Consider the following 17,157-nt stretch of genomic DNA (forward strand, 5'->3'; position numbering starts at 1 on the left):
CTAACGCAGTGCCGGAGTGGAATCAATCGGCGGTGGTGGGAGGGTGCTGGTCGGCGCCGCGGTGGGCCGCCAGGCGGGGCGTGCCCCGGCTGCGGCAAATAGCGCCTCGCCCCGCGCGCTGGCCCATCGGTCCGCCACTGCCAGCAGTTCGCCGTGTTCATAGATGAGGGGACAGGTGTGGCGTTGCCAGGGCGGCACCGCGCCTTGCTGGAACAGGTCGCGCACGTCGCGGGTGTAAGGGGCGCCCATTGGCTTGAGGCGTTCCCCGCCCTGGCGCAGGCGCAGGGTGACGGGAGCTGGCAGGCGTGCGCCAGGTGGCTGCAGGGAAAAGCTGCCGCCACCGGGCAGAGTGACCTCCTGGCCTTGCCAGGCGACTGCCCAGTCTGCCGGCGGTGTGTCTTGCGAAGGCATGGCCCACAGCCTTCCCTTCCAGATGCGCAGTTCGGTCTGCCGCCAGCGGATGCGCGGCACCCGACCGGCCTGGGCCTGGCATTGGCGCTCGATCTGCTGGCGTTGCGCTGTGGTCGGCGCATGCAGGCCGGCCGTATGCAGCCAATGGTCGAGCAGGGGGTGGCGCAGCGCCGGCTCGAGCGCCAGCCAGCCGGCGGCGTCCAGGCTGCCGTTCGCGGGGTCGCGCAAGCGCTCGAGCTCGGGCAGCCACCGGGCCTGCAGCGCATCGGCCGCCGCGCGATTCAATTTGGCACTGTGCACGATCGCGGAGACCGCATGCGGCCACTGTTGCAGCAGTTGCGGCATGATGCGGTGGCGCAGGAAATTGCGCGCCAGCCGGATGTCGTCGTTGGACGGATCCTCGATGACTGGCAGCTGCGCTGCGTCGACGTAGCCGAGCAGGATCTGGCGCGAACATGACAGCAGTGGCCGCCACAGCCACCCGGCGCCGAACATGCGCAGTGGCCGCATGCCGCCGAGGCCTTCGGGACCGGCGCCGCGCAGGAGTTTCAGCAGTACGGTTTCGGCCTGGTCATCGCGGTGCTGGGCCAGCACCAGGCATTCGCCGGCGCGCAGTTCGGCGGCCAGGGCGGCGTAACGCGCCTCGCGCGCCGCTGCTTCCAGGCCGTCGCCGCGGCCGCGTTGCACCTGCACTACGAGGACGGTCAAGGACACGTCCAGCGTGGTGCAGAAGGCCCGGCAATGCTCGGCCCAGGCGGTGCTCTGCGCCTGCAGGCGGTGATCGACGTGCAATGCGCGCAGGCCGCGCGCGCGCGCTGCGGGGAGCTGTGCCAGCGCATGCAGCAGCGCGGTTGAATCCGGCCCACCGCTGAAGGCCACGCACAAGGGTGCATCCGGGACGTCAGCCAGCGCAGCCCGCAGCTGCGCCTGCAAATCGATGCTCATTTCTTGCCGGACAAAGTCCGTACGTAGAGGTGCTTGCCGCTGCCGATATGGCGCTCCTCGGTTTCGAACAAACCGATGCTCCTGATCAGCCCGCTCAGCTTCGAGTAGCCGTAGTTGCGCGGATCGAAATCCGGCGATTGCTTGTTGATGATGCTGCCCACGACACCCAGGCTGGCCCAGCCGGTGTCGTCGGAGGCGGCTTCGATGGCCCCGCGCAGCAGGTTCATCAAGCGTGAATCGCCGCGCAGCTCCCTGGCCGTGCGCTTCTTCGGCGCGGCTTCGGCTTCGGCGGTCGTCGCATCGGTGGCTGCCAGCACTTCGGTATAGATGAACTTGTCGCAGGCGGTGCGGAAAGGCTCGGGTGTCTTCTTTTCGCCGAAGCCGTACACGATCAGGCCGGATTCGCGGATGCGCGAGGCGAGGCGGGTGAAGTCGCTGTCGCTGGAGACGATGCAGAAGCCGTCGAAGCGCCCGGTGTAGAGCAGGTCCAGCGCGTCGATGATCATGGCCGAGTCCGTGGCATTCTTGCCGACGGTATAGCGGAACTGCTGTATGGGCTGGATCGAGTAGCGCAGCAGCACTTCCTTCCAGCCGTTGAGGTCTGGCTTGGTCCAGTCGCCGTAGCTGCGCTTGACGTGGGCCGTGCCGTATTTGGCCACTTCTGCCAGCAGCCCGTCGATGATCGCCGGCCGCGCGTTGTCGGCGTCGATGAGCACGGCGAGTTTCGCGGTGTCCTGGGGCATGGCGAGGCGTCCGACAGTGGGGTCTGCCGATGATAGCGCCGAGGACACTCCCACGATTGATGAGGGATACGGGGCAAGCCGGCCCGGGGGCTATTCCTGGAACGCGCCGTAGCCGCGCAGGCGCTGATAGCGCTGCTCGAGCAACTCCGGGACGGGTATGGCCGCCAGCCGGTCCAGTTGCTGCAGCAACACGGCCTTCAACCTGACCGCCATCGAGTGCGGGTTGCGGTGGGCGCCGCCCAAAGGCTCGCGGACGACCTTGTCGATCAGGCCAAGCTCCAGCAACCGCGGGGCGGTCATGCCCAGCGCCTCGGCGGCCTCCTTGGCCTTGTCGGCGCTCTTCCACAGGATCGAGGCGCAACCCTCTGGCGTGATCACCGAATAGGTCGCGTACTGCAGCATGATCGTGTAGTCACCGACGCCGATCGCCAGTGCACCACCCGAGCCACCCTCGCCAATCACCGTGCACACGATAGGCACCGGCAACTGCGACATTTCCAGCAGGTTGCGGGCAATCGCCTCGCTCTGGCCGCGTTCTTCGGCGCCCACGCCCGGATAGGCTCCCGGGGTGTCGATCAGGGTCAGCACCGGCAGCTTGAAGCGCGCGGCCATTTGCATCAGGCGCAGCGCCTTGCGGTAGCCCTCGGGCCGCGGCATGCCGAAGTTGCGGCGAATCTTGGTCTTGGTGTCGCGGCCCTTCTGGTGGCCGATGATCATCACCGGCCGGCCGTTGATCCGGCCCAGGCCGCCCACGATGGCCGGATCGTCCGCATACATGCGGTCCCCGGCCAGCTCGTGGAATTCTTCGCACATCACGCCGATGTAGTCGAGCGTATAGGGTCGTGCCGGGTGGCGGGACAGCTGGGTCTTTTGCCAGGAGCTCAGGTTGCGAAAGATGTCGTTCGTCTTCAGCTTGAGCTTTTCCCGCAGGCGGCGAACGTCGTCGTCGATGTCAAACGCCTGCCCGTCGCTGGTGTGCCGCAATTCCTCGATCTTGGCCTCGAGCTCGGCGATCGGTTGTTCGAAATCGATGAAGTTCGGATTCATTCGCTGCAGTTTGCCGCTTTAAAGCGCTCCAGTATACCGTTCCGCGCGGCATGGGGGGCCTGGCTGGCTGGTGTCACGCGGTTGTCCGTCGGCGGCCGATGTGCCGCGCTCAATTGCCTTGACGCACCAGTTGCAGGTTGGCGGCGCGTACCTCGGGCATGGCGCGCACGGCGCGCAGCAGGTCCGGGATGGCGTGGATGCGCCAGTCCTCGCCGAGTTCCAGGTCGGCTTGTGCGCCCTGGTTGCGGTAGCCGCGCAGGGTGACGCTGGCGCCGCCACCCAGGTAGCCGCTCAGGACACCGCGCAGGCGGCCGACGAAGTCCGCGCCGACCGGGTTCAACCGGAGTTGCAGCAGACGCGCCCGGCTGCGGCAGGCGTCCGCCAGCGAGCAGGCGCTGCGCGCGCGCAACTGGAACCCACCACCGGAGAAATCGTCGATGCGCAAGCCACCTTCGACCACCAGCATGGCGTCGCGGGTGAGCAGCGGCGCGATCTGCTGGTACAGCTCGCCGAAGAAACTGACCTCGATGGCTCCCGTGCTGTCCTCGATGCGCACGAAGGCATCGCTGTCGCCGCGCTTGCGCACGGCGGCCACCATGCCGGCCACGCTCCATGGTGTGTCCGGGCCGCGGCGGAAGCGGCTGCCGTCGTCGTTTTCTTTACGCGGGCGCGGCGGCTGGTAGCGCGCCGCGATTTCGCCCAGCGGACAGGTGGCAAGTTGCGCGAGTTCCTCGCGCCAGGGGTCGGTGGGGTGGCCCGAAAGGTAATGCCCGAGCGTATTGCGTTCACCTTGGAGCACCTGTTCAAGCGGCCACGGGGCCACGGTCGGCAGTTCGATGCCAAGCACGGGCATGGCCAGGCTGCCGGCGGTGCCAAACATGTCATTTTGCCCGGCTTGGCGGTCGTGCAGCGCTTGCTCGGCGGCACGCACCGCATCCGGCAATTGCGCCATGAGGCTGGCACGATTCTCAGCCAGACCATCCAATGCGCCGGCCATGATCAGGGCCTCGATGACCCGCCGGTTGAGCTTGCCTGGGTCGACCCGCCGGCAAAAATCAGCGAGGTCCACGTAACGATCTTGTTCGCGGCCGGCGACGATCGCCTCGCAGGCACCACGGCCGACACCCTTGATTGCGCCCAGTCCGTAGTCGATGGTGTCGGCGGCCGGGGCGGTGAACATGTAGCCCGAGACGTTGACATCGGGCGGCTTGACCTGCAGTTTGAGCGCGCGTGCCTCGTTGAGGAAGGTCACCACCTTGTCGGTGTTGTCCATGTCCGAGGACAGCGTGGCGGCGAGGAACTCGGCAGGGTAGTGGGCCTTCAGCCATGCCGTCTGGTAGCTGACCAGGGCGTACGCAGCCGCGTGCGACTTGTTGAAGCCGTAGCCGGCGAATTTCTCCATGAGGTCGAAGATCGCATCGGCCTTTGCGTCGCTCAGGCCATGCTCGGCGGCGCCTTCGCGGAACTTGTGGCGTTCCTTGGCCATCTTGGCCGCGTCTTTCTTGCCCATCGCGCGGCGCAACAGGTCGGCGCCGCCCAGGCTGTAGCCGCCGATGATCTGTGCGACCTGCATCACCTGTTCCTGGTACACCATGATGCCGTAGGTTTCCCGCAGCACCGGCTCGACGCGCGGGTCGGGATAATCCACCGACTCGCGCCCGTGCTTGCGCGCGATGAAACTGGGGATGAGGTCCATCGGCCCGGGGCGGTACAGCGCACCGAGCGCAATGATGTCCTCGAAGCGGTCCGGCTGGGCGTCCTTGAGCATGCGCTGCATGCCGCTCGATTCGAGCTGGAACACGGCCACGGTCTGCGCGTGGCGCAGCAGGTCGAACGTGTCCGGGTCGTCCAGCGGCAGCTTGGACAGGTCGAGTGGCTCCTGGCCGTTTGGATCCTGCGCCCGCCGCGCATTGATCGCCTTGACTGCCCAGTCGATGATGGTCAGCGTGCGCAGGCCGAGGAAGTCGAACTTCACCAGGCCCACGGCCTCGACGTCATTCTTGTCGTATTGCGTCACCATGCCGCCGCCGCCGGGCTCGCAATACATCGGCGAGAAATCGGTCAGTGGTGTCGGGGCGATGACCACGCCGCCGGCATGCTTGCCGACATTGCGGGTCAGGTTCTCCAGCTTCAGCGCGAGATCGATGAGCACCCGCGCGTCCTCGTCCTGCTCGTAGGCGGCGCAGAATTCGCGGACTACGCGTTCGGGTTCCTGCCTGGATTTCTCCGAGGTACCAAGTGCATCGGACAAGGTCAAGTCGAGCGGACGCAGCGGGATCAGCTTGGCCAGGCGGTCGACCTGGCTGTAGCCCATGCCGAGCACGCGCCCGGAATCGCGCAACACCGCCTTGGCGGCCATCGAGCCGAAGGTGATGATCTGGCTGACCCGGTCGCGGCCGTACTTTCGCGACACGTAGTCGATGACCTCGTCGCGCCGGTCCATGCAGAAGTCGACGTCGAAGTCCGGCATCGAGATGCGGTCGGGGTTGAGGAAGCGCTCAAACAGCAGGTTGAACTGCAGTGGGTCGAGGTCGGTGATCTTGATCGACCAGGCCACGAGCGAGCCGGCGCCGGAGCCACGGCCAGGCCCTACCGGGATGTCGTTGTGCTTGGCCCAGTTGATGAAGTCCGCGACGATCAGGAAGTAGCCGGAGAACCCCATGCGGGTGATCACGTCCAGCTCGCGTTCGAGCCGCGTCTCGTAGTCCGTCAGGGTGTAGCCGTTGGCCAGCGGCGCATGCGCCAGCCGCTCCCGCAACCCGGCACGCGCCGTTTCGCGGATGTGGCTGTCGAGGTCATGGCCTTCGGGCACCGGGAAGTCGGGCAGGGAGTAATGCCCGAAGCTAAGCTCCAGGTTGCACCGCTTGGCCAGTTCGACCGTGTTCTCCAGCAGCTCGGGGAGGTCGGAGAACAAAGCCGCCATTTCGGTCGGCGTCTTCAGGTACTGCTGGTCGCTGTAGTCATGCGGGCGCTTGCGGTCGGCGAGCACGCGGCCCTGGTTGATGCACACACGCGCATCGTGCGCTTCGAAGTCGTCCTGGCGCAGGAAACGCACGTCGTTGCTCGCCACCACCGGCAAGGCGAGCTGTTCGGCCAGCGGCAGCGCGTGCCGCAGCCAATCTTCTTCGCCCTCGCGGCCGCAGCGGGTGACTTCCAGGTACAGGCGGTCGTCGAACACCTGCTGCCAAGCGTGGGTCGCCTGCCGTGCGGCGTTGGGGTCGCCCTGGGTGGCGAGGCGCGCCGCCCGGCTTTCCCGGCCCAGCAATGCAAGCAGGCCGTCGCTGGCCCCGGCATCCAGCCATTGCGGGTCGACCAGGGCCCGGCCACCCCGCTGGCCATCGCGCCAGGCCCGGGAGACCAGGCGCGAGAGGTTGGCGTAGCCCGCGTGATCCTGGCACAACACGGTGAGCCGCCAGGGCTGCGCATCATCGGCATCGGCAATCCACAGGTCGCAGCCGCCAATGGGCTTGATGCCGGCCGCCACGCACGCCTTGTAGAACTTCACCAGGGCGAACATGTTGCTTTCGTCGGTCAGCGTCAATGCCGGCATGCGTGCACGCGCCGCCATCTCCACCAGGGCGGGGATACGGATCGTCGAGTCGACCAGCGAAAACTCGCTGTGCAGGTGCAGGTGGACATAGCAGGCGGTCATGCGATCTGGCAGGCTACCCGGCGGCTCCGGCGGCGGCAAGCGCAACTTGCGCCGCGCGGCTCAACCCCCTGCACGGTATCGGCTGCCGCCGGGAAACAGCGACAACTGGGCGAGCGCCGCATGCACCGGAGCGAAGCTGTGGCGGTGCAGTGGGCAGGGGCCCAGGCGCTCGAGCGCCTCCAGGTGCAGGCGCGTGGCGTAGCCCTTGTGCAGGGCAAAGCCATACCCTGGCCAGGTGGCGTCCAGCGCGGTCATCAACCGGTCGCGGGTCACCTTGGCGATGATCGAGGCGGCGCTGATCGCCGGTTCCAGCGCATCGCCGCCGACGATGGTGCGGCCCGGGCAGGGCAGGTCGCGCGGCAGCTGGTTGCCATCGATCCAGGCCTCCTCGGCGGCCACGCGGAGGGTACGCAAGGCACGGCTCATGCCGGCCAGGGTGGCTTGCAGGATATTGATGCGGTCGATCTCCTCCACCTCCACCAGCACCACGCTCCAGGCCCGCGCGCTGGCGACGATATGCGCATATAGGGTTTCGCGTCTTGCGGGGCTCAGCTTCTTGGAATCGTCCAGGCCCTCGATGGGGTGGTCCTGGTCGAGGATGACCGCGGCGACGGCCAGCGGACCGGCCAACGGTCCGCGGCCGGCCTCGTCGACACCCGCGACCAGTCGCCGGCCGGCGGCGAGGACGCGCGCAGCGGAGTGCCCGATCAGCTTGCCCTCATGCCCTGGCATCGGGAGCCTCCAGCAATTCGAGCACCGCGTCGGCGGCGCGTTCGGCGGCGCTGCCTTGCGCGCCGACCTTGAGTCCGCGGTGCAGCTCCTCGAAGCACTCCACGATGTGCGCCCGCCGCGCGCTGTCGCGGAACAGTTCCAGCGTGGCGGCGGCAAGATTTTCCGCCGTGCACTGGTCCTGCATCAACTCGGGGACCAGCAGGGCGCCAGTCCGCCCGCTGGCGCGCGCGAGGATATTTGGCAGCGCGTAGACGTCGGTCTTGAGCATGCCAAGCACACGCGCCAGGAAATAGCTCGATGGGGCCACGCGGTAACCGACCACCATGGGGCGCTTCGCCAGCATCGCTTCGAGCGTCGCCGTGCCCGAGGCCAGCAACACCACGTCGGCAGCCAGCATGGTCTCATGGGCATGGCCGTCGATGAGCAATGGGGGATGCTCCATGCGTGGCGTCCGGGCGAGCAGCTCGACGAGCCGGGCATGCAGCGTTGCATTGGCCGCGGGTATCACCACGCGCAGTTCCGGCAATTCAGCGCCGATCCTGGCGGCGGCATCGAGGAAAATCCGCCCCAGGCGCGCCAGCTCGGAGGGACGGCTGCCGGGCAATACCGCCAGCACTGGGCACTGCCCTGTGAGTTGGAGTGCCTGCCGTGCTGCCGCGCGGTCAGCGACCAGCGCGAAACGGTCCGCCAGCGGGTGGCCGACGAAACGCGCATCGACGCCATAGCGGGCATAGATGGCCGGCTCCATCGGGAACAGGCACAGCACGCGGTCCGCGCTGCGGCTGATCTTGCGTGCCCGCTGCTCGCGCCAGGCCCACACCGAGGGGCTGACGTAGTGCACGGTGCGCACGCCGGCACGCTTCAGGTGCCGCTCCACGCCGAGGTTGAAATCCGGCGCGTCGATGCCGACGACGACGTCCGGGCGGGCGGCAAGCAGGCGCCGCACCAGGGCCCGCCTCAGCCGCAGCAGGCGCGGCAGGTGGCCGACGACCTCGCTCAACCCAAACAGTGATAGCTCGCCAATGTCGTACCAGCAGGTGCAGCCCTGCGCGCGCATGTGCTTGCCGCCGATGCCGACGAAGCGCGCCGTGGGGCAACGTTGGCGCAAGGCAGCGATCAATTCGGCGCCGAGCAGGTCGCCTGAATCCTCTCCAGCCAGGATGGCCATGAGCGGCGCGTGCGGCTCGTTTGCCGCGGTGCGCGTGACGCCGGTGTCGTTCATGGCTGGCTCCGCAGGTACGGCGTGATCGAGCTTGCCATGGCTGGCGTAGCCTGGCGTGTCATCAGCGCGCGAGCGCGCGCTCGCTGCGTTCGACGAATTCCAGCATGAGGCGCACGTCGGCGTTGTCCTCCGCCTGCGCGGCAAGCTGCGCGCGCGCCTCGGGCAGCGGCAGGCCGGCCATGTACAGCGTACGGTAGGCGCGCTTGATGGCGCCAATGCGTTCGGCAGCGAAGCCGCGGCGCTTCAGTCCTTCGCTGTTGATGCCGCGCGGCCGTCCATGCTGGTCGTTGGCCATGGTCACGAACGGCAGCACGTCGTTGCCGACCAGGCAGCCCATGCCGATGAAGGCGTGGACGCCGACCTTGCAGAACTGGTGCACGCCGGAATAGCCGGAAAGTATCGTCCAGTCGCCAATCTCCACGTGCCCGGCAAGGGCCGAATAGTTGGAGAACACCACGTGGCTGCCAATCTGGCAGTCGTGTGCAATGTGCACGTAGGCCAGCACCCAGTTGTCGTCGCCCAGGCGGGTGATGCCGCCGCCGCCGCGCGTGCCGCGGTTGATGGTGACGAACTCGCGGATCAGGTTGCGGTCGCCGATGACGAGCTCGGTGCGCTCGCCGGCGAATTTCTTGTCCTGCGGATCGCCACCAAGCGAGGCGAACTGGGTGATGCGGTTGTCCCGGCCAATACGCGTCGGGCCCTCGATCACGACGTGCGGGCCGACCACCGTACCCTCGCCGATTTCGACCTCGGCACCGATGATGCTGTAGGCGCCGATGCTGACGTCCTTGCCGATCACGGCTGCCGGATCGATCTGCGCGCTGGGGTGGATCACTGGGCGGTCCTGGCCGCGCACATCAATTCGCAACTGGCCACTTCCTTGCCGTCAACGCTGGCGTGCGCGGCGAACAGGCCCATGCTGCGCATCACACGTTTTTGCACGACTTCCAGGCGCAACTGATCGCCCGGGGTGACCATCGCGTTGAACCGGGCGTTGTCGACCTTGACCAGGTAGAAGAACGGCTTGTCGTCGTTGCCCTTGATGCGGTTGCTGAGCTGGGTGAGCAGGCCGGCAGCTTGCGCCATGGCCTCGATGATGAGCACGCCCGGCATCACCGAATGGCCTTGGAAATGGCCCTGGAAAAACGGCTCGTTGAAGGTGACGTTCTTGATCGCGACCACCCTGGCATCCGGCACCAGCTCCACCACCCGGTCGACCAGCAGGAAAGGAAAGCGGTGCGGCAGCAGCTCCTTGATCTGCTCCACGGTGACGGGCATGGGCATGCCTGCGGTTTGTTCAATCATTGTTGCGGTCCTTTTCGATCGCCGAGAGGCGGCGTGCGAATTCGTCCAGATGCTTGAAGCGGGCGGCGTTCCTGCGCCAGTGCCGGTTTGCCTGCAACGGTAAGCCCGAGGAATATTCCCCCGGCTCGCGGATGGAATGGGTCACCAGGCTCTTGGCGGTAATGGTAACCCGGTCCGCCAGTTCCAGATGACCCAGCACCCCGGCGTTGCCGCCGATCATGCAGTAGCGCCCGATCCTGGCGCTGCCGGCCACGGCCGCGCAACCCGCCATTGCGGTGTGTGCGCCGATGTATACGTTGTGCGCGATCTGGATCTGGTTGTCGAGGCGCACGTCCTCTTCCAGCACGGTGTCTTCCAATGCGCCACGGTCGATCGTGGTGTTGGCGCCGATCTCGCAATCGTCGCCGACGCGCACGCCACCCAACTGCGGCACCTTGAGCCAATGGTCGCGGTCGAACGCGAGACCGAAGCCGTCGGCGCCCAACACGGCGCCGGGGTGGATCAGCACCCGGGCGCCCAGGTGGACACGGGTGACCAGGCTGACCCGGGCCACCAGGCGCGTACCGGTGCCGAGAACGCAGTCAGTGCCGACACTGCAGTGCGGGCCGAGCACGACGCCGGCGCCGATGCGTGAGCGCTCGCCCACCACGCAGCCAGGGCCAATGCTCGCCGTGGCATCCACCTCGGCACTGGCGGCGATGACGGCACTCGGATGGATGCCCGGCACGACCGGGTCGGTACGCTCAAACAGGGCGGCGATGCGTGCAAACGCGGCATGCGGGTTGGCGGCGACCAGTGCCGGGCGCGGGCAGGCCGCGAGATGCTCCGCGGCGAGCACCACCGCGCCGGCGTGCGTGGCGGCAAGTTGCGGCAGGTAGCCCGCGCTGGCAATGAACGCCAATTGGCCGGGCGTGGCCTTGGCCAACGTGTTCACCCCGGTGACGCAGACCGTCCCGTCGCCGTGCAGGCCCAGTTGAAATTGCTTGGCCAACTCGGCCAACCGGTAGGACGTATCCATGCCTGGAGCGCTCCGCATTGCGACATCGGGCGCGGTGCGGCCACGCCCGATGCGGTTAAAACTGGCTGCCGAAGGTGAACTGGATGCGCTCCTCGTAGTGCCGATCCTGCGGCTGGCTGCGGAACGGCACCGCCAGGCTGATGATCAGCGGCCCGATGGGCGCCTGCCACTGCAGCGCGACGCCGGTCGATGCGCGCAGCGTGCTGGCATCGAAGCTCTTGTAGTCCTTGTAGACATTGCCGACGTCCACGAACCACGACACGCGCGCGGTGTTGACGTTCTTGAGGAACGGCAGGGGAATGAAGACTTGTGCCGTGCCCAGCACCTTGAACGCGCCGCCGATCGGCTGCGAATAGTAGCCAGCCGGGCACAGGCCGGCGGGATTGGCCACCGTGCCGGTGCTAATGCACACGCGCGGGCCCAGCGTGTTGTCCTGGAAGCCACGGACGTCGCGCACGCCGCCGGAGTAATAGTTCTGCCAGAACGGCAGGTCGTTGCGCATGTCGGTGATGACGTGCGCCGGATCGCCAGCCAGGGCGTTGGCCTGCAACGTCGCCAGTTGCGCGTCGCTCACGCCGTTGCCGCCGTATGCCTTGCCGTAGCCGATCTGGCCGTCCAGATACAGCACGAAGCCGCCGCCAACGCGCCAGTAATGGTTGGCCTCGGTACTCAGCTTCCAGTACTGCACGGTCGAGCCAGGCAACGCCACGTCGGCAGACACCGACATCAGGCCGCCGCGGCTTGGTGCCCAATACTGGTCACGGGTGTCGTGTGTCCAGCCCAGCGTGCTGGTCCACGAATGGATTGTCTTGAAACCAATCTGGTCCTGGTAATCCATCAGCACCTGTGGACTGAAGCCCGGGATCAGGTTGACGGTGTTGCTGCTGATACCGAGGCCGACACGCAGGCCATCGGTTTCGCTGATCGGGATGCCGAGATAGCTGGAGAAGCTCTTCATGCTCGTGGCGTAATTGGCGAAGTCGGTGTTGCCGAAATCCGTCTTGGACAACGTCGCGCTGTAGCCGATGCCCACGCCGTTGTCGGTGAGGTACGGGTTGTAATAATTGACGCCAAAGCGCGTGTAGTAGACGCTGCGCTCGCCGCTCACCGACACGCTGTCGCCGGTGCCGAACAGGTTGTTCTGCGACACCGACGCGTTGAGGATCAACCCCGCGTACTGGGAATAGCCGACGCCGAACTGCATGCTGCCGGCGGACTGCTCCTCGACCTTGACGGTCACGTCGACCTGGTCGGTGGTGCCTGGCACCAGCTTCTTGTCGATGTCGACGGTCTTGAAGTAGCCGAGCCGCATCAGGCGCGTCTTCGAGCGGTCCAGCGCTGCCTGTGAGTACCAGGAGCCCTCAAGCTGGCGCATTTCGCGGCGCAGCACGTTGTCCTCGGTACGCGTGTTGCCGGAGAAGACGACGCGCCGCACGTAGACGCGATCACCAGGCTCCACGAACAAGGTGACCTCCACCGTGCGCTTGTCCTTGTCCAGCTTCGGAATCGGCGTGACCTTGGCATACGCATAGCCGATGTTGGACATCACCGCCTTGATGGCCTTCGTGCTGTTTTCTATGGCGGCGCGGTTGAAGGTGTCGCCGGCCTTCAGGAACACCAGTTGGCGCAGCGTGGCTTCGGGCAATACCAGCTTGCCAAGCAGTTTGACCGCCGAAACCGTGTAGATCTCGCCTTCCTTGATGTTTGCGTCGATATACATGTTGCGCTTGTCCGGCGAGATGCTCACCTGGGTGGAATCCACCGCGAAGTCGGCGTAGCCGCGGTCCATGTAGTACGACTGCAGCTTCTGCAGGTCGCCGGAGAGCTTCTCGCGCGAGTACTGGTCGTCCTTGGAGTACCACGACAGCCAGCCCGGCGTGTTCGACTCGAAGTCGTCGCGGATCTGCTTGTCGCTGAATGCATGGTTGCCGACGATGTTGATTTCCTGGATCTTGGACGCCTTGCCCTCGCGGATCTCGATGTCGATGGCAACGCGGTTGCGGTCCAGTTGGACCACATGCGGATCGACCGACACGTTGTACTTGCCGCGGTTGTAGTACTGGCGGACCAGTTCCTGCTGCACGTTGTCCAGGGCCAGGCGGTCGAACGTCTCGCCCTCGGACAGGCCAATGCCTTTCAATCCCTTCTTCAGCTCATCGGTCTTGATGTCCTTGTTGCCGCGGATCGTGAGCTTGGCGATGGACGGCCGCTCGACCACCTTGATCACCAGGATGTCGCCCTCGCGGTCCATCTGCACATCGGTGAAGAACTTGGTCTGGTACAGCGCGCGGATGGCGCGCTGCACGCTGGCGTCGGTGACGCGGTCGCCCTTGCTCAGCGGCAGGTAGTTGAGCACCGTGCCGGCGGTGATTCGGCTCAGGCCGTCGATGCGGATGTCCGAGGCGACGAATGGCTGGAACGCGAATGTGTTCGCGGACAGCGAGGCGAGCAGCATCAGCGCGGCAATACGCTTCATCGTTGATTCCGTGGGGTTCGTGCCGGACCGGCCGCTGCGGCCAGCCCGGGCATTGAATGAGGCGGAGCAGCACGCCGCCGGCGCGGCGAGGTGGCTCCACGATGTGGCGTGCGGCGTGGCATGCCGGCTCGATGCGACCCGTCGGGCGCGCCCATGCTGCGACCAGCGGACGGGAAATGGTACGTGCGCAGGCTCACGACAACAACATGCGCTGGATATCGTTGTAGAACGCCAGTCCCATCAAGCCGAACAAGAGCGCCATGCCGATGTACTGGCCCACCACCATGGTCTTCTCGCTGACCGGGCTGCCCTTGATCAGTTCCACCGCATAATACAGGAGGTGTCCCCCGTCCAGGAGCGGGATGGGCAGGATGTTGAGGATGGCCAGGCTGAGCGAGACCACGGCCAGGAACTGCAGGAACCACGCCAGGCCCATGTGCGCCGAGGCGTTGGCCACCGAGGCAATGCCGATCACGCTGGACAGGTTGCGCGTGGAAGTCTCACCGCTGAGCATCTTGCCCAGCATGGTGAAGGTCTGCGCGGTGTTGCGCCAGGTCGAGGCGAATGCCGCCGCCGTGGCCTTGAGCGGCCCGTAATGCACGGTCACCGCCTCTGCCGGCGGCGCGCCTACGCCCATGATCCATTTGGACGGCTGGCCAGCCAGCGATTCCCATTTGGCCCGCACGGTCAGGTCGACGGTTTGCGTCCCGCGGCGGACCACCAGGGCGAGTTGCGGCGAGCGTGCCGCCTCGGTCTGCACCAATTGGCCAAATGCCACGAAGTCGGCCACCGGTTGGCCATTCACGCTAAGCACGCGGTCGCCAGGCTGCACGCCGGCCAGCGCTGCTGGTTGTCCTGGCATCACCGTTGCCGCTACGGCCGCGGGCGGTGCTGGCTGCAGGCCGAGCTTGGGCAGGTATTGCTCGATCGCGCCGTTGGCGGGAAGGCGGTCGAGCGGCAGTACCACCTCGCGCGTGTGGCCGTCGGTGTCGCGTACGGTCATCGGCAGCGGGCTGTGCTCGAGCATGCCGTTGACCACCGCGTCCATGGCGTCGCTCCAGGCCTGCACGCGACGGCCGTCCACCTCGAGGATCCGGTCGCCGCTGCGCACGCCGGCCTCCGCGGCCAGGCTGTGCGGTGTGGTCGCCACCACCGGGGCGACGTCGGGTCGGCCGAGCATGAACATGGCCCAGAACGCCAGGAGGGTGAACAGCAGGTTGAAACCGGGGCCGGCGGCTACGATCAGGATGCGCTGCCAGATTGGCTTGCCGGTGAATTCCTGGTTGCGCAAGGCTGGATCCACGGGCCCCTCGCGCGCGTCCAGCATCTTCACGTAACCGCCCAGCGGGATCGCCGAGATCCAGTATTCCGTGCCGTCGCGGGCCGTGCGCTTCCACAGCGCCCGGCCAAAACCGACGGAGAAGCGCAGCACCTTGACGCCGCAGCGTCGCGCCACCCAGAAGTGGCCGAACTCATGGAAGGTTACCAGCACGCCGAGCGTCACCAGCAGCCAGAACACCGAGCCTAGAAAAGGAGTCATCACGTACCGGGTTCGAGGGAAATCGCGACCAGCAGAATATCAGCAAGCGTGTTGCACGAAGCGCCGTGCCGTCGCCCGCGCCGTTGCATCCCGTTCATGGAGCGTCGCGACATCGACCACGGTCTGGCCCGGCAGTTCCGCAAGCACGCTCTCCACGACATCGGCAATGCCGAGGAACGGCAGCGTGCCGGAGAGGAACGCCGCCACCGCGACCTCGTTCGCGGCATTGAGGATGGCCGAGCTGTCGCCACCGGCGCGCAGCGCGGCCGTGGCCAGGTCCAGACACCGGAACACCTGGCGATCCGGGGGCTCGAAGCTCAGCGCCGCGCACGCGGCCAGATCCAGCGAGCCGACCCCTGAGGTCATGCGCCTGGGCCAGGCTAGTGCACAGGCAATCGCCGTGCGCATGTCGGGCAGGCCAAGCTGCGCGAGCAACGAACCGTCGGCGTATTCCACCAGTGAGTGCACCAGGCTTTGCGGATGGACGACGACGTCGATGGCATCGGCTGGCATGGCAAACAAATGGTGCGCCTCAATGACTTCCAGGCCTTTGTTCATCAGCGTCGCCGAGTCGACCGAGATCTTGCGTCCCATGCGCCAGTTGGGATGCGCGCACGCCTGGTCCGGAGTGACCGTCTGCAGTTGCTCGCGGCTCCAGTTGCGGAATGGGCCGCCGGACGCGGTCAGGATCAGGCGTCGCACGGTCCGTCGCCCATTGCGCGCGCTGTCATCCCGGGTCGGCGGCCAATCACGTGGCAGGCACTGGAAAATGGCGTTGTGCTCCGAATCCAGTGGAATCAGCAGGCCGCCGCCGGCCCTGACCGCCGCCAGCAGCAGCGGTCCGGCCATGACGATCGCTTCCTTGTTGGCCAGCAGCAGGCGCTTGCCGGCGCGCGCCGCGGCCAGCGTCGACTCCAGTCCCGCCGCGCCGACGATCGCCGCGACCACGACGTCGGCCAGCCCGCTGCCTGCGGCAGCGGTGATTGCCGCGGGACCTGCCGCAGTCTCGGTGTTGAGGCCGGCGGCGCCGAGCTTGCGTGCCAATTCGGACTCCAGCGCCGGCTCGGCGATGATCGCCAGTTGCGGCCGATACGCCTTGCACAAGGTCACCAGTGCATCGACGTTGCGATGTGCGGTGAGCACGCTGGCGGAGAATTCATCGGGGTGGCGGGCAATGACGTCCAGCGTGCTGCCGCCGATCGAGCCGGTGGCGCCGAGTACCGCGACGCGTTTCACGGGATGACCTGCAGGTTGGCCAGCAGCCACAAGCCCGCCGCGAGTGCCGGCAAGGCGGCAAACACGCTGTCCAGGCGGTCCAGCAGGCCGCCATGCCCTGGAAACAGGGTGCCCGAATCCTTGACTCCGGCATGCCGCTTGAGCAGGCTTTCCAGCAGGTCGCCGAGGACGGAGATGCCGACGGCGATGACTGCCAGCACCAGCATCGCGACCAGGCCTGCGCCCCGCACCTGGAGCAGCCAGGCACCGACCAGCATCACCAGCCCCCCCGCCAGCAGCGCGCCATAGACCCCGGCCCAGGTCTTGCCCGGGCTGATTTGCGGGGCCAGCTTGCGCCTGCCGTAGCGGCGGCCGCTGAAATACGCGCCAATGTCGGCGGCCCAGACGATGAACAGGGCAAGCAGGGTCCACCATTGCCCGTAGGGCTGGTGCGCATGGAGGATCAGCAAGGCGCTCCAGGCCGGCAGGATAGTCAGCAGGCCAGCCGCCAGCTTGCGCACGCGATTTTCCCGCGTCGGCGCCGCTGCGTAGGCAAAATGGCGCAGCCATTGAGCTGCCACGGCCCACCAGGCCAGGCCCAGCACCACCACCCAAATACTGGTCGCCCGCTCATGCAGCAGCCACAGCAGCGCAAAGCCAAAGGCTGCGACCAGCAGGAACACGACGCGTACCGGCGTCCCGCGCACGCCGCCCAGGGCCGCCCATTCCCAAAGCCCGGCAAGGAACACCACGGCCGCAACGCCAGCCAGCAGCGCCGTCGGCGCCAGCACGATCAGGGCAACGACCAGCGGAGCCAACAGCAGGGAGGTCAGTACACGCTGACGAAGCAT

Annotated in this window: 13 protein-coding genes; all 13 read right to left on the reverse strand. The window is 66.8% G+C overall.

Features of this window, described 5'->3' with window-relative positions:
• The 13 genes from tilS to AC3WJB_RS07015 all read right to left on the reverse strand — a co-directional run bounded on the left by tilS (nucleotide 1) and on the right by AC3WJB_RS07015 (nucleotide 17,157).
• Nucleotides 1-1,356: a tRNA lysidine(34) synthetase TilS gene (gene tilS, locus AC3WJB_RS06955; protein ID WP_492680005.1), complete on the reverse strand. Its 1,356-nt coding sequence runs from the start codon at nucleotides 1,354-1,356 to the stop codon at nucleotides 1-3.
• Complete coding sequence (locus AC3WJB_RS06960) at nucleotides 1,353-2,099, reverse strand: NYN domain-containing protein (protein WP_492680007.1); 747 nt, start codon at nucleotides 2,097-2,099, stop codon at nucleotides 1,353-1,355. Before AC3WJB_RS06960 ends, tilS begins: the two co-directional genes overlap by 4 nt.
• A 90-nt stretch (nucleotides 2,100-2,189) precedes the next feature.
• Nucleotides 2,190-3,146, reverse strand: coding sequence for an acetyl-CoA carboxylase carboxyltransferase subunit alpha (locus AC3WJB_RS06965; RefSeq protein WP_492680009.1), 957 nt, complete (start codon nucleotides 3,144-3,146; stop codon nucleotides 2,190-2,192).
• A gap of 109 nt (nucleotides 3,147-3,255) precedes the next feature.
• Nucleotides 3,256-6,798: a DNA polymerase III subunit alpha gene (gene dnaE, locus AC3WJB_RS06970; protein WP_492680011.1), complete on the reverse strand. Its 3,543-nt coding sequence runs from the start codon at nucleotides 6,796-6,798 to the stop codon at nucleotides 3,256-3,258.
• A 60-nt stretch (nucleotides 6,799-6,858) separates the two neighbouring features.
• Entirely contained in the window at nucleotides 6,859-7,530 is a 672-nt protein-coding gene (gene rnhB / locus AC3WJB_RS06975; protein ID WP_492680013.1) for a ribonuclease HII, read from the reverse strand.
• The gene (lpxB, locus tag AC3WJB_RS06980) at nucleotides 7,517-8,752 is read right to left on the reverse strand and encodes a lipid-A-disaccharide synthase (RefSeq protein WP_492680015.1); all 1,236 of its coding nucleotides are present in this window, start codon (nucleotides 8,750-8,752) and stop codon (nucleotides 7,517-7,519) included. Before lpxB ends, rnhB begins: the two co-directional genes overlap by 14 nt.
• A gap of 61 nt (nucleotides 8,753-8,813) precedes the next feature.
• The gene (lpxA, locus tag AC3WJB_RS06985; RefSeq protein ID WP_492683121.1) at nucleotides 8,814-9,608 is read right to left on the reverse strand and encodes an acyl-ACP--UDP-N-acetylglucosamine O-acyltransferase; all 795 of its coding nucleotides are present in this window, start codon (nucleotides 9,606-9,608) and stop codon (nucleotides 8,814-8,816) included.
• Nucleotides 9,584-10,057, reverse strand: a complete 474-nt coding sequence (fabZ, locus tag AC3WJB_RS06990; RefSeq protein ID WP_492680017.1) for a 3-hydroxyacyl-ACP dehydratase FabZ — start codon at nucleotides 10,055-10,057, stop codon at nucleotides 9,584-9,586. The genes lpxA and fabZ overlap by 25 nt, the downstream gene beginning before the upstream one ends.
• Nucleotides 10,050-11,075, reverse strand: a complete 1,026-nt coding sequence (gene lpxD / locus AC3WJB_RS06995) for a UDP-3-O-(3-hydroxymyristoyl)glucosamine N-acyltransferase (RefSeq protein ID WP_492680019.1) — start codon at nucleotides 11,073-11,075, stop codon at nucleotides 10,050-10,052. Before lpxD ends, fabZ begins: the two co-directional genes overlap by 8 nt.
• Before the next feature lie 55 nt (nucleotides 11,076-11,130).
• Nucleotides 11,131-13,551 carry an outer membrane protein assembly factor BamA gene (bamA, locus tag AC3WJB_RS07000; RefSeq protein ID WP_492680021.1) on the reverse strand — a complete coding sequence of 807 codons (2,421 nt, stop codon included), beginning with the start codon at nucleotides 13,549-13,551 and terminating at the stop codon, nucleotides 11,131-11,133.
• A gap of 193 nt (nucleotides 13,552-13,744) precedes the next feature.
• The gene (gene rseP / locus AC3WJB_RS07005) at nucleotides 13,745-15,091 is read right to left on the reverse strand and encodes an RIP metalloprotease RseP (protein WP_492680023.1); all 1,347 of its coding nucleotides are present in this window, start codon (nucleotides 15,089-15,091) and stop codon (nucleotides 13,745-13,747) included.
• Nucleotides 15,092-15,130: 39 nt separating this feature from the next.
• The gene (locus tag AC3WJB_RS07010; protein ID WP_492680025.1) at nucleotides 15,131-16,327 is read right to left on the reverse strand and encodes a 1-deoxy-D-xylulose-5-phosphate reductoisomerase; all 1,197 of its coding nucleotides are present in this window, start codon (nucleotides 16,325-16,327) and stop codon (nucleotides 15,131-15,133) included.
• Nucleotides 16,324-17,157: a phosphatidate cytidylyltransferase gene (locus AC3WJB_RS07015; RefSeq protein WP_492680027.1), complete on the reverse strand. Its 834-nt coding sequence runs from the start codon at nucleotides 17,155-17,157 to the stop codon at nucleotides 16,324-16,326. Before AC3WJB_RS07015 ends, AC3WJB_RS07010 begins: the two co-directional genes overlap by 4 nt.

This window comes from Rhodanobacter sp. FW510-R10 (assembly GCF_058781105.1).

Coding starts and splice junctions, on each gene's coding strand:
- AC3WJB_RS07015 (WP_492680027.1), bottom strand. CDS start 17,157: ATGCTTCGTCAGCGTGTACTGACCTCCCTGCTGTTGGCTCCGCTGGTC.
- AC3WJB_RS06960 (WP_492680007.1), bottom strand. CDS start 2,099: ATGCCCCAGGACACCGCGAAACTCGCCGTGCTCATCGACGCCGACAAC.
- fabZ (WP_492680017.1), bottom strand. CDS start 10,057: ATGATTGAACAAACCGCAGGCATGCCCATGCCCGTCACCGTGGAGCAG.
- dnaE (WP_492680011.1), bottom strand. CDS start 6,798: ATGACCGCCTGCTATGTCCACCTGCACCTGCACAGCGAGTTTTCGCTG.
- rnhB (WP_492680013.1), bottom strand. CDS start 7,530: ATGCCAGGGCATGAGGGCAAGCTGATCGGGCACTCCGCTGCGCGCGTC.
- lpxB (WP_492680015.1), bottom strand. CDS start 8,752: ATGAACGACACCGGCGTCACGCGCACCGCGGCAAACGAGCCGCACGCG.
- AC3WJB_RS06965 (WP_492680009.1), bottom strand. CDS start 3,146: ATGAATCCGAACTTCATCGATTTCGAACAACCGATCGCCGAGCTCGAG.
- rseP (WP_492680023.1), bottom strand. CDS start 15,091: ATGACTCCTTTTCTAGGCTCGGTGTTCTGGCTGCTGGTGACGCTCGGC.
- bamA (WP_492680021.1), bottom strand. CDS start 13,551: ATGAAGCGTATTGCCGCGCTGATGCTGCTCGCCTCGCTGTCCGCGAAC.
- lpxD (WP_492680019.1), bottom strand. CDS start 11,075: ATGGATACGTCCTACCGGTTGGCCGAGTTGGCCAAGCAATTTCAACTG.
- tilS (WP_492680005.1), bottom strand. CDS start 1,356: ATGAGCATCGATTTGCAGGCGCAGCTGCGGGCTGCGCTGGCTGACGTC.